This is a genomic window from Mucilaginibacter sp. P19, from assembly GCF_050632265.1.
Classification (GTDB): domain Bacteria; phylum Bacteroidota; class Bacteroidia; order Sphingobacteriales; family Sphingobacteriaceae; genus Mucilaginibacter; species Mucilaginibacter gossypii.
The window spans coordinates 6,116,317-6,131,662 of record NZ_CP192586.1; the positions used below are offsets into that span (position 1 = coordinate 6,116,317).

The 15,346-nt window shown below is 43.6% G+C and carries 12 protein-coding genes and 1 pseudogene; 4 read left to right on the plus strand and 9 right to left on the minus strand.

Features of this window, described 5'->3' with window-relative positions:
* The first annotated feature begins 74 nt into the window (after positions 1 to 74).
* The 3 genes and pseudogenes from ftsY (at position 75) to bshC (ending at position 4,226) form a co-directional block, all read left to right on the plus strand.
* Positions 75 to 1,039 (plus strand): annotated as a pseudogene (gene ftsY, locus ACQ86K_RS30060) (signal recognition particle-docking protein FtsY).
* Between the two features lie 101 nt (positions 1,040 to 1,140).
* Positions 1,141 to 2,478: a 30S ribosomal protein S12 methylthiotransferase RimO gene (gene rimO, locus ACQ86K_RS30065; RefSeq protein ID WP_431199307.1), complete on the plus strand. Its 1,338-nt coding sequence runs from the start codon at positions 1,141 to 1,143 to the stop codon at positions 2,476 to 2,478.
* A 194-nt stretch (positions 2,479 to 2,672) separates the two neighbouring features.
* Positions 2,673 to 4,226 (plus strand): bacillithiol biosynthesis cysteine-adding enzyme BshC, encoded by a 1,554-nt coding sequence (gene bshC, locus ACQ86K_RS30070; protein ID WP_431200963.1) that lies wholly within the window; start codon positions 2,673 to 2,675, stop codon positions 4,224 to 4,226.
* Between the two features lie 157 nt (positions 4,227 to 4,383).
* On the opposite strand, the gene ACQ86K_RS30075 is transcribed toward bshC, so the two are convergent.
* The 9 genes from ACQ86K_RS30075 to ACQ86K_RS30115 form a co-directional block, all read right to left on the minus strand.
* Positions 4,384 to 5,091, minus strand: coding sequence for a peptidoglycan DD-metalloendopeptidase family protein (locus ACQ86K_RS30075; RefSeq protein WP_091167094.1), 708 nt, complete (start codon positions 5,089 to 5,091; stop codon positions 4,384 to 4,386).
* 6 nt (positions 5,092 to 5,097) lie between these two features.
* Positions 5,098 to 5,478: a 30S ribosome-binding factor RbfA gene (gene rbfA / locus ACQ86K_RS30080; RefSeq protein WP_112653375.1), complete on the minus strand. Its 381-nt coding sequence runs from the start codon at positions 5,476 to 5,478 to the stop codon at positions 5,098 to 5,100.
* A gap of 99 nt (positions 5,479 to 5,577) precedes the next feature.
* Positions 5,578 to 5,943, minus strand: coding sequence for a hypothetical protein (locus tag ACQ86K_RS30085; RefSeq protein ID WP_431199308.1), 366 nt, complete (start codon positions 5,941 to 5,943; stop codon positions 5,578 to 5,580).
* Positions 5,944 to 5,958: 15 nt separating this feature from the next.
* The gene (locus tag ACQ86K_RS30090; RefSeq protein WP_431199309.1) at positions 5,959 to 6,207 is read right to left on the minus strand and encodes a hypothetical protein; all 249 of its coding nucleotides are present in this window, start codon (positions 6,205 to 6,207) and stop codon (positions 5,959 to 5,961) included.
* A complete protein-coding gene (locus tag ACQ86K_RS30095) occupies positions 6,204 to 7,184 on the minus strand; it encodes an ABC transporter permease (protein ID WP_431199310.1) in 981 nt (326 codons plus the stop codon). The genes ACQ86K_RS30090 and ACQ86K_RS30095 overlap by 4 nt, the downstream gene beginning before the upstream one ends.
* Positions 7,185 to 7,245: 61 nt before the next feature.
* Complete coding sequence (locus ACQ86K_RS30100) at positions 7,246 to 7,884, minus strand: MBL fold metallo-hydrolase (protein ID WP_431199311.1); 639 nt, start codon at positions 7,882 to 7,884, stop codon at positions 7,246 to 7,248.
* A 308-nt stretch (positions 7,885 to 8,192) separates the two neighbouring features.
* On the minus strand, positions 8,193 to 8,822 hold the full coding sequence (locus ACQ86K_RS30105; RefSeq protein WP_090532317.1) for a SprT-like domain-containing protein: 630 nt from the start codon (positions 8,820 to 8,822) through the stop codon (positions 8,193 to 8,195).
* A gap of 166 nt (positions 8,823 to 8,988) precedes the next feature.
* Complete coding sequence (locus tag ACQ86K_RS30110; protein WP_431199312.1) at positions 8,989 to 10,083, minus strand: hypothetical protein; 1,095 nt, start codon at positions 10,081 to 10,083, stop codon at positions 8,989 to 8,991.
* The gene (locus ACQ86K_RS30115; protein ID WP_431199313.1) at positions 10,077 to 12,614 is read right to left on the minus strand and encodes a DUF2339 domain-containing protein; all 2,538 of its coding nucleotides are present in this window, start codon (positions 12,612 to 12,614) and stop codon (positions 10,077 to 10,079) included. The genes ACQ86K_RS30110 and ACQ86K_RS30115 overlap by 7 nt, the downstream gene beginning before the upstream one ends.
* A gap of 123 nt (positions 12,615 to 12,737) precedes the next feature.
* On the opposite strand from ACQ86K_RS30115, the gene ACQ86K_RS30120 reads away from it, so the two are divergent.
* Positions 12,738 to 15,152 carry an alpha-rhamnosidase gene (locus tag ACQ86K_RS30120; RefSeq protein WP_431199314.1) on the plus strand — a complete coding sequence of 805 codons (2,415 nt, stop codon included), beginning with the start codon at positions 12,738 to 12,740 and terminating at the stop codon, positions 15,150 to 15,152.
* Positions 15,153 to 15,346: the final 194 nt, after the last annotated feature.

Genomic DNA, 15,346 nt, shown 5'->3' on the forward strand with positions numbered 1-15,346 from the left:
TGAATTAATATCTGATATTTCTGAAAACATATTTAAATTCAGAAAATTCTATAATTCTGAGAATTCTGATCACCATGGGATTATTTGATTTTTTTAAGAAAAAGGAAAACACGCAGCAGGAACAGCAGGCGCTTGATACCGGTTTGGAAAAAACCAAGGATAACTTTTTTCAAAGATCACCAAAGCCATCGCCGGTAAATCAACCGTTGATGATGATGTGTTGGATGAGCTGGAAGAGATCCTGGTTACATCCGACGTTGGCGTAAGCACCACGCTCAAGATCATTGACAGGATCCAGGCCCGTGTTGCCCGCGATAAATACGTAAGCACCAACGAGCTGAACGCCCTGTTAAAAGATGAAATTCAGCAACTGCTTGCCGAAAACAACAGTAACGACTTCCGTAATTTTGAATATGGCGATCATAAGCCATACGTAATTATGGTAGTTGGCGTTAACGGCGTAGGTAAAACCACTACTATAGGCAAGCTGGCCCATAAACTAAAGCAGGCCGGCAACCAGGTTGTTTTAGGTGCCGCCGATACCTTTCGCGCAGCCGCGGTTGACCAGATTAAACTTTGGGGCGAACGTGTTGGTGTAAAAGTTGTTGCCCAGGCTATGGGTTCCGATCCGGCTTCGGTTGCTTATGATACCCTTCGTTCGGCTGTGGCCAATGGCGATGATGTGGCTATTATAGATACTGCCGGCCGTTTGCACAACAAAGTTGGCCTGATGAACGAGCTAACCAAAATCAAGAACGTGATGCAAAAGGTGATCCCCGGTGCTCCGCACGAGATACTGCTGGTACTGGACGCCTCAACCGGGCAAAACGCCATTGAGCAATGCAAGCAGTTTACCGAAGCTACCAACGTAAACGCCCTGGCGCTAACCAAATTGGATGGTACAGCTAAAGGAGGTGTGGTTATAGGAATATCAGATCAGTTTAAGATTCCGGTTAAATATATAGGTGTTGGCGAGGGAATGGATCACCTGCAGCTGTTTGACAGGCAGGCGTTTGTAGATAGCTTATTTAAGCAATAACAGCCCCACCCAACCCTCTCCGGTAGGGAGGGCTAAATGAACTTGAAAGTCTCCCCTACCGGGGGAGATTTAGAGGGGCTTCCCTCAATGATTAGTGTGTTATGAAGACAAAAGAAATTTCCCATCCATCAGTTAAACAGGCCAAACCCCGTGTAAACGTGGTTACGTTAGGTTGCTCAAAAAATATTTACGATTCGGAGATATTAATGGGCCAACTGAAGGGCAACCAGTTTGATGTGGTGCATGAGGCCGAGAAGGTAGGCAAAAATGATATTATAGTAATTAATACCTGTGGCTTTATTGATAATGCCAAGCAGGAGTCGATAGATACTATTCTGCAATACAGCGAACTTAAGGAGCAGGGCAAAGTAGGCAAGGTGATTGTTACCGGCTGCCTGAGCGAACGCTATAAACCCGAACTTGAAGCTGAGATCACCAATGTTGATGCCTACTTCGGCACCAATGACCTGCAAAATTTATTAGCTACTGTAGGCGCAAACTATAAACACGAGTTGATAGGCGAGCGTTTATTAACCACACCTTCGCACTTTGCTTATTTTAAAATTGCTGAAGGCTGTAACCGCCCATGTTCTTTTTGTGCTATCCCTTTAATGAGGGGTAAACACCTGAGCTCACCTATTGAACAACTGGTTGAGGATGCTAAGAAATTGGCTAAAAACGGAACAAAAGAACTCATCCTGATTGCACAGGATTTAACCTATTACGGTCTCGACCTTTACGGCAAACGCAATCTGGATGAGCTGCTTCGCCGTTTATCTGATGTGAACGGTATCGAATGGATCAGGTTGCAATATGCTTATCCTTCAGGTTTCCCGATGGAAATATTGGATGTGATGAACGAGCGCGAAAACATCTGTAAATACCTTGACATGCCGTTGCAGCACATCACCGATAACATGCTGAAATCGATGCGCCGCGGTATTACCAAGCAAAAAACCATTGATATTGTGAACGAGATCCGAGATCGTGTACCGGGCATTGCTATGCGTACTACGTTAATCACCGGTTACCCGGGCGAAACCCAGCAGGATTTTGAAGAGATGGCACAATGGGTTGAGGATACCAAGTTCGACCGTTTGGGCTGTTTCACCTATTCGCACGAGGAAAAGACCCATGCTCATACTTTGGTTGATGATGTACCTGAAGAAGTAAAACAGGAGCGTGCCGATGCCATCATGGAAATCCAGCAGGGCATTTCTTTTGATAAAAACCAGGAAAAGATCGGCAATACCTATAAAGTACTGATTGACAAAAAGGATGGTGGCTATTTTGTTGGCCGTACAGAATTTGATTCGCCTGAGGTTGATAACGAAGTTTTGATTGATGCCAGCATTGATTATGCTACCGTTGGCAGCTTTGTTAACGTAAAGATAGACAGCGCCGAAGACTTTGACCTTTATGGACAAATTGTAAAATAATGTTAATTTGCGGTCGGCTGTAAAGCGATTTGCGATTTATAATCTAATTTCGACATCAGCATTTAATTTTATTTGCTGATGTTTTGTTTTAGGCCAAATCCGAAATCGAGCATCCAAAACCCGAAATCAACAATGGACGCATCCTGTATAAGTTATAAAGACACCGTTTTTTTTCAAGCACAGTTGCCGAATATATCGACAATAAACCCGAACTACGCCCTTTTTATGGTTACCGCCCGGATATGGCCGGTTTTGCCGAGTTTTTGAAAAACAAAAAGGTAGTTGCTGACCGCGCAGTGCTGGTACGTGTTTTAACTAAGCAGTACGAGTGTTTAGGCAAAGAGCCGGGTAAATTATGTACTTATTCAACTGCCCTTACAGCCCAAAACCTGGAGCTGTTAAAGCAGGATAATACCTATACCATTACAACCGGCCACCAGTTGAATATCTTCGCCGGACCTTTATATTTCCTTTATAAAATTGCAACGGCCATTAAACTGGTGCAGCAATTGAAAACCGCCCATCCCGATAAAAATTTTGTTCCTGTTTACTGGATGGCCAGCGAAGACCACGACTTTGCCGAGATCAACTATACTAACATTGGCGGTAAAAAAGTACACTGGTGGTATGAGGCTTCGGGAGCCACAGGTCGTATCGACCCGGTGAGCATGCGCCAGGCACTTAACCAATACAAAGGCGTTTTAGGCATGGAAGGTCACGCTACTGACCTTGCCGAAATTGTTGAAACCGCCTATACCAAATTTGATAAACTGGCCGATGCTACCCGTTATCTTGTTAACTCCTTGTTTGGCCAATATGGTTTGGTGATCATCGATGCCGATGACCATGAGTTTAAAAAAGAGTTCGCACCTGTTATTGAGCAGGATATCATTGGTCAGCACAGTTTTAAAAACATTACCGAAACTAACCAAAAGCTGCATGAGCTTGGTGTACACATCCAGGTTAACCCACGCGAGATCAATTTCTTTTACCTGCAAGATCAGCTTCGCGAGCGGATAGTTTTCGAGAATGACAGCTACCAGGTGCTCAATACCGAAATCAGGTTTACTGAAGCTGAGCTAAAAAAGGAGATCGCCGAATATCCCGAACGCTTTAGCCCTAATGTAGTGATGCGCCCGCTTTACCAGGAATGTATTTTACCAAACATTGCCTACATCGGTGGTGGTGCAGAGGTAGTTTACTGGCTCGAGTTGAAATCCAATTTTGATCATTATAAAATTGATTTCCCTATCCTCATCCTTCGCAACTCGGCTTTGGTAATCAAAAAAGAACAGGCCGCCAAGGTTGAACGTATGAACCTTGAAGCTATAGACCTGTTTAAACAAAGCGATGCCCTGCAAACCTATTGGATCAAAAAGCACAGCGACCATAACCTGAGCATTGCTGAAGAATGGCGCGAAATGGAAAACCTTTTTGAGAAAATAAAACTCCGCGCATACAAAATCGATCCTACACTTTCACCATCAGCGGCGGCTGTACAGGCCCGCCTTAAAAAGGCCATGGATAACCTTGAAAAGAAGCTGATCCGTGCCGAAAAAAGAAATTACAGTGTACGGTTGGAGCAGCTAACCGCTGTCAAAGCCGAGCTCTTCCCTAAAGACAGCCTGCAGGAGCGTTCTGAAAACTTCGGCCTCATGTATGTAAAATGGGGGCAAACTTTTATTGATGAGCTTATCCGCCTGTTTGAACCGCTTGATTTTAAGTTTACGGTATTAACGGAAAAATGACTGTATCGTCCTAAAAAAGTTTACAGTTTAAATGCTAAATCCTGTTATACGTTTACATAGAGCAGAAGGCACAAGTTACCCCAGCATTTGCAATCACACAAAACTTGCGCCAGCTAAGAATTGTGAGGGAGACGCAATTATGCATCTCTACGGGGCGCTACCCTACATTCACCGCCTGCGGAAACTTCAATATCAAACCGGGGTCAGGTATATTCTTCTGCCAGATCTCTTTTTCTGAAAACTTAGCTACGCCGGGATAATCGCCCTGTTTACCTTCCATATCAAACATCAGCTGGAAATGCAAATGCGGTGGCCAATGGCCGTTTTCATCAGCATTGCCAATGGTTGCTATTTGGCTGTTTTTAGACACAGGCATATCTTTAAAAAGCCCTTTCAGGCTTTTGCGGCTTAAATGCCCATACAGGCTATAAAGTGTTAAGCCATCAAGGTCGTGTTGTAAAATAATGGTTGGGCCGTAATCGCCAATGGTATTATTATCCTGGTAACTGTGTACAATGCCATCAAGCGGGGCATATACCGGCGTTCCGGCATCGCTCCAGATATCGACGCCCAAATGCAGGCGCCGGGGCTCATCATCTGTGTCAAAATGACTGCTAAAAGCATAAATGGTACGGTGTTCCATATACCCGCCAATACCGTAACGGCAATTGTTGTCATGCAGCTTTTCGTTCACTAACTGGCTAAACATCCACGGCTTGTTAATAACCTCAGCCGTCAATTCCTTATTGGCGGCGGTAAGGTCAAAATGATAAAGGCGGTCATGATCTGCATCAAAATCAACCACTTTGCCAATGGCTTCGGGATGATTGTTAACGTAATTAGCAAACAGCGTGTGCCGGTCCATCAGTGGTTATAAGTTTTCTTCGGTATCGGGCTGGCGTTCCTCTTTACTGATCTTATCAAAGATCTTGTCCATACGCTCAACGTATTCGCTGGTATCATCAACAAAAAACTCAAGCTGCGGAATGATCCTTACCTGGTCTTTGATGCGGGCGCCCAGTTTGTACCTGATCTCCGAAGCGTGCGATTTGATGGTATGCAAAGCGGTTTGCACATTAGGATTGCCCAAAAAGCTTAAAAATATACGGGCTATGGCCAAATCGGGCGTTACACGTACCTTGGTTATGGTTACCAGTGTATTAGGCAAATAATTCATGCCTTCGCGCTGAAAAATAGCTGCAAGGTCTTCCTGTATTACTCCGGCAAATTTTTGCTGACGTTTTGATTCCATGGGTTGTTAGTTACGCCGATAAGGCAGATGAGTGTTTAATGCTTAATGCAAAAGCCTAAGTTATTGTTTTAGGCTTTTATTAACAATGGCAGCAGGGGGTTAATTACATACGTCCTGCGGGATCTCTTTGGTTATTTTTACTACTCTTTTTACAACAAGGGTACTGTCATATTCAGACCCGCGGCCAACATCTCCCGATTTTGATTTGATTCCTTCAACTTCCACGTAAACCGGTTCGTAGGGTTTTTCGAAATTGAGTTGGGAATACTGAAGCTCCAACTGAGCCGAACTGTCAACAGCCCAAAACTCCTGGCCGCTATCGCAATCTTTAAATGATTTAATTTCGGGCCCCGCGCTATACAAGCCTTTATAAAGCGTAACCCCGTCTTTTTTATGGGCATCATTATTACATGCGTAAACAGCAATAACAACAAGCAGCAAAACAAAAATTTTGATATACCTCATACCCATTTAACAAATTTACAAATCCTGTTTGATTTCATCCAATCCTTTAATACTTAAACGGGCGCTGATGCCGGCAGCTATTACCGAAATGCCACCAACGGTTAGCAGTACCAGGCCAAAATCCTTAATTTTAAGGTCGATAGGATACGAGTCTAACACCGACATTTTGGCCCCCATTTTTATCCATCCGTAATGCTGCTGCAGCAGGCAAAAAATGGTACCCAGCGTTATGCCGATAATACAGCCAATAGCGGTGATCATCATTCCCTCAAAAAGAAAATCCCCTGGATCATATTTTTATTGGCGCCCAGCCCGCTTAAAATGGCTATGTCCTTGCGCTTATCAATAACCAGCATGGTTAACGAGCCAATGATATTAAATATTGCGATGATAAGCACAAAGGTAAGGATCATATAAACCGCCCAGCTTTCGTAATTAAGGGTTTTGTAAAGTTCGCTGTTTTGTTCCTTGCGGTTTTTTACCGTAAAATCATTCCCTATTTTATCCTGGATGTCTTTTTGCATGGCATCGATATTGGTGCCGCGCTTAAAATTAAGCTGTAGTGAAGAAACATTTACCGGCTGGTCAAGCAGGTCGCGGGCAAACTCAATGGGGGTTACCGCTATATCATCAAATTCCTGCTGTATGGCAAACACTCCTGATGGGTTAATGCTGCGTACAACAAATTCATTTAAAGGATTAGCCGAATTTTCCGCACCGCGCCGCGGCGAATAGATCTGCATGGGCGAAAGCTCGTCATGAACATTAATACCTAAGCTCCCCTGTATGGTAGCGCCAATAACGGCAAAATTTTGATCGCCGCTTTTAAGCGTGAATGAGCCGCTGGCTATAGTACTATCGAGCTGGCTGTTTTTCAAAAAATCATCGCTCACGCCCATTACCGTGCCTAAAAACGGTTTATCGCCATATTTAATCAGGGCTTTTTCCTGTAATACCTCGGTAAATGAAAATAAGCGGGCATCTTTATGCAGGGAGGCAAAATAAGGAGTGTTGGGATTAAAAGTTTTGCCCAGTTTGGCTTCTATCTTTATTTCGGGTGTAAAGTTGCTGTATAACGAAAGGATAACTTTTTCAAAACCATTGAACACCGAAAGAATGATAAGCAATGCCGCGCTGCCAATGAGCACCCCCAACATGGATATACCCGAAATAATATTGATAGCATGCATTTTTTTGCCCGAGAACAGGTAACGCTTTGCTATGTAAATGGAGGTGTTCAATTGTGTGGGAATTATGCGTTCAGGTTTGCTTATGCTCAGTAAAACGTCACTATGATGTTAACTAAGTTAAAAACGGATTGTTTTGTTTTTCGTAGCCGATGGTTGTTTCGGGGCCGTGGCCAGGATAAACGGTAACATCATCGGGCAGGGTAAACAGCTTGGTTTCGATGTTATCAATCAGTTGGGTGAAGTTACCTCCCGGCAAATCCGTACGACCGATGCTTTGCCTGAACAGGACGTCGCCCCCTATCAGGATTTTAGCCTCTTTATCATAAAAACACAAGTGAGCAGGCGAATGGCCGGGTGCGAATATCAAGTGTAGCGTAGTGTTGCCAAAATGGATGGTCCCGGTTTCGGGCAAAAATTCATCTGGCATAGGCGATACATCGTAACGGAAGCCCATAGATGGCGCATAAGCTACCACAGCAGCCAATACTTCCGACTCGCCAACGTGGAAACGGGGCTTAAGGCCATACTGTTCGAATACAAATTTATTGCCCAGCACATGATCGATATGGCAATGGGTGTTGAGCAGCATAACAGGCTTGAGGTTATTGTTTTTGATAAAGTCAACCACGGTGTTTTGCTCGGGCGCAGTATACATGCCCGGATCGACGATCACGCATTCGCCGGTTTCATCATACAAAATATAAGTATTCTCCTGGTAAGGGTTATTTACAAATGATATAACTTTTGCCATGCGGTAAAAGTACGGAATAAATTGATTGGGTGTTTGGGGTAAGATTGAGCGATCGTTATTGCGCACGAAGCAATCTCCTATTGGCAGATACGCCCTGTAAAGTTCGCGATTGCTTCGTTCCTCGCAATGACGATTGTTATATAATATTACGCCGCCGTTGCCTCTTTCTGTCCCATCAGGGTCTCTCGTTAGAGGACCCTGATGTTCCCACTGTCAGCCTTGATAATCTTATGAAAAAAGGCGTACCTGCTTGGCAAAGGCATCGGGGATTGCTTGGTACCTACAGTAATGACGATTGTTATATAGTACTACGCCGCCGTAGCCCCTTCAATCAACTCCACCTCCGCTACCGGGCTAAACAAATAGATCCGCTTAGTAGCCACTTCGGTACATTTAAAGCGCTTACGCAGCTTTTCGTCTTTGCGGAACACCCTGCCGTCCTTTAGCTTAAATAATGCCTTAAGCGGGATCTTTTCTACCGTTAAAATTGCTTCGGATGTTTTGGGGGGATCATATTTGCGCAGCGAGCGGTACAGGTTCAAATCTGAGCAGCTTGACGCCGCCGGGTTATCCAGGTAGTTTACAATAGCCTTCTTAACATCTGCCGGGAAAATCTCTTTTTCAAAAAATGGCTGCATCATTTTTTTGAAATTGTTTTTCCATTCTGTTCCGTGGGGTTTGGCTTTTTGCTTATGCTCGTTCCAGGTATGCAGGTGTGCAAACTCGTGCACTGTAGTTACCAGGAAAGCGTAGGGGTTAAGGTCGTAATTAACCGAGATACGGTGACCTTTGCCGCCATAAGGTGAACGGTAATCGCCAAATTTACTGTTACGGTTGCGCGAAATTTTAAATTCACACTTGAAGTAGTCAATCCATCGGGCAATGAGCGGGGCCGCTTCTGCCGGTAGATATTTCTCTAAAACTTTTACTTTATCCAATTTTTACCTCAATACAAATGTAAGAATTTGTGGTTGATAGTCCATAAACCATGGTCGATGGTTTGTAAAACTTTGATTTACTCTCTAAGTTTCTGATGACGGTTATTTGCTCTAAAATATAAGTTTGCCGGGATGGGCAAGCCTCTACATCCAATCTCATCCTAAATTAAAGGGTGTAAATTTTATCTTTCCCCCTCTTTTTCTTCACCTCCCTGGTCATCTTCAAAGTCAACAACAACAACAACCCTAATGAAACAATAATAGCTACCCAAATCAGTACGGTGTAATCTTTCCCGGCAGGTTTTACTGCCACTGCATAGTCGGTGTTTTTAACAACAGCCTCATGTTTAATAACCGGGGTGTTCCCTCCAATACTATCAGCAAAAAACTTAAGATCATATTCCGGTGCCTGAGCCAACGAATCACCGACCAGGAACCGGTAGCTTTGCTTAGCTTCAAGGTAGCTGATGAAATATTCGTCAGATTGAAACGCTTTGATCTCGCCGATGCTCAGCGGCTGGTTATCGCCATTGCTTATCTCTATTAACAGGTGGTTGGCTTTTGCAGCAATTAACAGATCAGTTGTTTTATCTGATGACAGTTCGGCTTCGCTAAAGAGCTCCCTGCCATTGTTTACAAACTGGTAAACGGTAACACTCCGTTTATAATACCTCGGCGCGCTGATATTGAGGTGCAATTTGTTTACCTGGTAATTATCGTTCAGCTTAATGTCGATAAAGGTAGTTTTATTACTATCGGTACGGGTGATGTTTAAAGGCGCAACAGGCGTGTAACTTTGAGCTGTTGATGCGTACTCTGTATAAATGCCGGCCTCCAAAAACTTAACCGGGTTTTTGTTTTTATCGTTTACCTGGATTTTTAAATAGCGATAATTACTCGCCGGAAACGATAACGATTGCAGGTAGGTGCCTTCACTGTTTTGTACAGCTTCCTGCAAGGGGATCTCTTCCTGAATGGCAAACCACTGTTTCAGATCATCACTGCCCAGCAGGTTCACTTTACGTTTTACGGCTGTGTTTTGCAGCCTGATCCAAAGGCGGTCGAGTACCAGCCCGGTTTTATTTTCTATGATAAAAACAGTACTGGTATCGGTTTTTGGCGTGTTGCTGATCTCCGGGAAAACAACAAAATTTTTCTGGCTTTTTTGCGGGAGACTACCAGCCTGGATGTAAGGCACAAAGTTGCCTTTCGCGTCTGCAATGCGAATGTCCGACAGATCGGGTTTGGCTTTCGCTACCAAACCGGGTTGTAGGCCAATACGGTAAAAACCGGTGCTGTCAATCTTGTGCAGCGCGGCTTTATATTTAAATTTTTTTGTGCCGATGCGGATAATATGACTCCGCAAAGCAGCAGCGTTGAAAGCGTTAGCTTATTCATTTTTTTAGCCTCATCATCGGCAATAGTTTTTTTAGCTGTTCGCTGGTACATAAATGCCACAATAAGCAATAGTACTCCCAAACAAAAGAAAGCAGCTATTTTACCCCAAACCGGGATGTTTTTAATATCAAACAAAAATAATTTTAATAAAGTAAGCGAGAACAGCGTTAACGAAGCCACCCGCATTACCCGCAATCTATACCTCATGCCCAGCCACATCAGCGCAAAGGAAAGCAATCCCCATAATACGGGTAAGCCGGTTTTTACATACACAGTTTCTATTTGATCGATAGAATTGGCCTTGCTGAAGAACATCAGGTTACTCATCAGGCTTACCTCAAAACTTAAAAACAATACGACACCCGCGCTTAATACCCAGGTAAATACTTTTTTCAAACTTTCATTCAAGCTTTGCTGACACAGGCGGATCACCCTGTAAAACAACAAACCGATAAATACAGCACCTATCCAATGTGCCATAAAATGGCTGGTCGACGGCTTCTTAGTTTCGAGCATCAAATGTTGCAGCGAATAATATTGTGGCGTAAGCAACAGGTAAACAATCAGGCAGGCGAGTAATATCACAAACTTTGCGTCGCTGCTAAAATTGATAACCTGTATTTTGGGCGATAGCGTATAATAGATAAATATAAACACTGGCGTATAAACCATCGCATATAAAATATTAAGGTTGGTATCCGGATAGTGGTTCAGGAACTGGTGATTGATTTCCAGCAGACCGCTTAAAAATAAAAGCACAAGCGCGGCTACCCCGAAAAGCTGCCCGGTAAAAATATCGATATGCTCCAGCTTGGTTGCGTCCTTTTTAACCAATACCGAAAGTAAAAACGAACTCACAGCAGCGAAAAGTGTAGTGATGAAACCCTTATTGGCAATTATGGTCAAACTCAAACTGTAGTTACTATAAGTTTGGTACATGTCCATTAATAAGCTTAGCAGCATGGCTATCCATAAAAACACAGCTGTATATTTCATGAGCTGGATGCCCGAGCGCAGGTATAGCCAATAAAGCAACACCGTTTCTGAAGCCCAGAAAATGGTAATGTTATTGCCATGCAATTGAATAGGAGCAGCCAGCGAAATAAAGGTGAGTGTAATGCCGATAAGCAGGTACAATATATTGGTATCCACCTTACGATTGCGGAACAGGACGTATGAAAGCACCAGGTTTACCACAGCCAGACAAATACAAAACAAGCCGCGGTATTGCTCATCATGCATCATGGTTAACAGGTACAGGCCGGTAGCAAAATATAACCCGGTATTAAGAAGCAAGATGCTGAAATCGGAAGCAATGAATTTTTTGTTTTCGCGTACGTTGTTGGCTATGTTGATAACAAAGTAAAGCGCGTAAAAAATGCTGGCATAAATAAAGCCGAAATGGTAGGTGGGAGGTGTAAGTGTATACAGCACCGTTGAAAAAACAATTACCGTAAACCCAAACGAAACAATGTTAAGCACCCGCCATGCTTTATAGTACGCAATGATGAGCAGCCCGGTATTTAATATCAGCAGATAAATAAACAAGCCGTTATAGTTGGCGCTGCCGTTACTTACCATAAACGGACTGGCAAAACCACCTACCAATGCAATTACGGCCAGTTCCTGCTTATCATATAATAAGGAAAGCAGCACCGCAAAAACGGTGATCACAATTAAAATGATGAACGCCGTGGTTTGGTTAAACAGGTGAAACTGCTGAAATGCCAATGTTATGGTAAAATAAAACACGGCCAATCCGCCGCCTACAAGCACCGAGCTAAAGGCCTTATAACTATTACGCAGCGCATGTGCAACAGCAATTAAAATACCACCGCAAACAATGCCTATACCCACGCGGCCTACTAAGCCTATCCAATCGTTATCAATAGCATATTTTACAAAGAAACCAATGGCCAGCACCAGGATGGCTATGCCTATTTTATTGATGAGGTTTTCGCCGATGAATTTTTCCAGGTCGGGGTGGCGCTCAAAGAAAGACGGCCTGGGCTGCAAAGGCTTCGCGGGTTCAAAATCGCGCGTTTTTATAGGGCGATTGATGATGGATAAGCTGTCTTCAATAACTTCGGGTTGTCTTTCAACTTTAGGAGGCGTGATAGGCTCTGGTTTTATCTCTGCCTCAACAGGAGGTTTTACTTTTTCAACAGGAGGTTGTGGTATAACAGGCGCAGGAGGCGAAACGCTTGCAGGTGCCCGTTCTTCTGCTTTTTTGACATCTTCAGCACCCGGCCGGGTTATCTTAAGCTGTTCAATAATACCTTTTAATTCGAATATTCTAAATTCAAGTTCTTTGATCTTATTGTTTAAACTGCCCTTGTGGTTCAGCATTATTATAATGATCACCACTAATAAAAAGACGGCTAATACATCCATAGTTTTAGGTTTGTAAAAAATAAAGATAACGGAATTATGAAATATTCCACTATGAGGCCTGCCGGCCAATAGCCATATTGCATATAAATTAAAGCTTTAATTGTAATTTAGCTGTACAGGCAAATGCCGATCACCTATAAACCACCCTATTTCATGAAGACATCTTTTAAACGTTACTTTTTTTCGTGTTTTCTTTTTATTACAGCATCCACCTATGCGCAAACCATCAGTCCGGCGCTTTTAAAACACCAGTGGAAAGCATCGTGGATCACTGTTCCACAGGAATCATTAAAAGAATATGGCGTTTATTACTTCAGGAAAAGCATTGAGCTTTCAGCTAAGCCTGCTTCTTTCGTCGTTCATGTATCGGCAGATAATCGTTATAAACTATACGTTAACCAAACTTTGGTTTCGTTAGGCCCCGCCCGCGGAGATACTTATTACTGGAATTATGAAACGGTTGATCTGGCGCCATATCTTCAGCCGGGCAAAAACCTCATTGCCGCTGTAGTTTGGAATGATGGCGATTATCGCCCCGAAGCACAGATCTCCTTACAAACAGGTTTCATTATGCAGGGCGATACGCCAAATGAAGAAATCATCAATACCAATAAAACATGGAAAGGCATCCGTGATAAATCATTTCAGCCTATTACCGGTATCGGCTGGCATCCTTATTACGTTGCGGGGCCGGGCGAGTGGGTAGATTTAAACCAATCTATAAAAGATTGGAACGCGACCGGGCTTGATGACAGTAGCTGGAAAAATGCTATCCGTATTGACAACGGAAATCCAAAAGGCGTAACCAATGCCTTTGGCTGGATGCTGGTGCCATCGTCAATACCCGCCATGGAAATGACCCGTCAAAGGATCCCGGTTTTAAGAAAGGCGGATGGCATAACTATTCCTTCTTCATTCCCGGCAAGCAAAACTGTGGTCACTATCCCGGCTAATACTTCGGCTACCCTGATACTCGACCAAACGTATCTTACTAACGCGTTTTTAACACTCAATTTTAGCAACGGAAAAAATGCAGGTATCGGCATTAGCTATACCGAATCGTTGTTTAAAGCGCTTACCGGCCCGGAGGGTACTGTTAAAGGCAACCGGAATGATGTAGAGGGAAAGATCTTTGTTGGCAGGCGCGACAGCATAATTGCTGACGGCGCCTCCGGCAATTCATTTACTACCTTAACATGGCGCACTTTCAGGTATATCGAAGTAAAAATAACCACCAAAGATGAGCCATTGGTTATTGACGATATTTACGGAACGTTTACCGGGTATCCGTTTAAAATGAATGCCAAACTGGAAACGCCCAACCCCGAAATGCAGCAAATACTGGATATTGGCTGGCGCACCGCCCGCCTTTGCGCCGGTGAAACCTATACCGACTGTCCATACTATGAACAGCTGCAATACGTTGGCGATACCCGCATCCAGGCGCTGGTATCTTTTTATAATAGCGGCGATGACCGCCTGGTGCGCAACGCCATCAACCAGATGGATCATTCCCGCCTGGCCGAAGGGATCACGCTAAGCCGTCACCCCTCGTTCTCGCCCCAAATTATTTCCACCTTTTCGCTTTGGTATATCGGCATGCTGCATGATTACTGGATGTACCGGCCCGATAGTTTATTTATTAAAGACAAGCTGCCCGGCATGCGCGATGTGCTCAATTTTTTCAGCAAGTATCAGCAAGCCGATGGCTCCTTAAAAGATACACCCTACTGGACATTTGTTGACTGGGTTAATGACAAAGGCTGGGATTTTGGCCAGGCCCCCAAAAGCGCCAAAGGCACTTCGGCTATATTAGACCTGCAGTTGATGTGGGCCTATCGGCAGGCCGCCGAAATGGAAGCAAAAATGGGAATGCCCACGTTTGCTGCAATGTATAAGGCAAAAGCCGCACAGTTAAAAATCGCTATCCAAAATAAATATTGGGACGCGGGCAAAAAACTATATGCCGATACCGAGGATAAGCAACTATTCTCTCAGCATACTAACTCCATCGCTATACTGGCTGGTATGGTAAATAGCGCGATTGCGCATGATATCAGCTTAAAACTATTGAATGACAGCACACTTACCCAATGCACTATCTACTTTAAATATTACCTGCACCAGGCCATGGTTAAAGGCGGTTTCGGCGATGATTATTTAAACTGGCTCAACATCTGGCGGGATAATATCAAAATGGGATTGACTACCTGGGCCGAAATCTCCGACCTTGACCATAACCGCTCCGATTGTCACGCCTGGGGTGCAAGTCCGAATATTGAATTTTACCGTACTGTTTTAGGCGTGGATACGTACGCGCCGGGTTTCAGCAAAATAAAAATTGAGCCGCATTTGGGCCAGATCAGAAATATCAGCGGTGAAGTGCCCCACCCTAACGGAAAAGTTTATGCCAAATACGTGTTCGATAATGGTAAATGGAGTATTAACATAGTGCTCCCCAAAAACACATCAGGCATTTTTGTGTGGAAAGGGAAAACTTTTACACTTAAAACAGGTAATAACAGTTTAAGCATTTGAAAAAAATAACCGGGGGTTATTTACATTTTACCTTAATTGCACTGATTTTGCCACGCATAAGTAAAATACTTTTAAATATTGACTCGTTAAATAAAAGCAACGCTAACTTTACCTTTGTTGCTTCAATGGGATAAATTGATTTTATCACATTATTTAACAATTTGATATTATTAAAATGTGATATTTATGCGCTG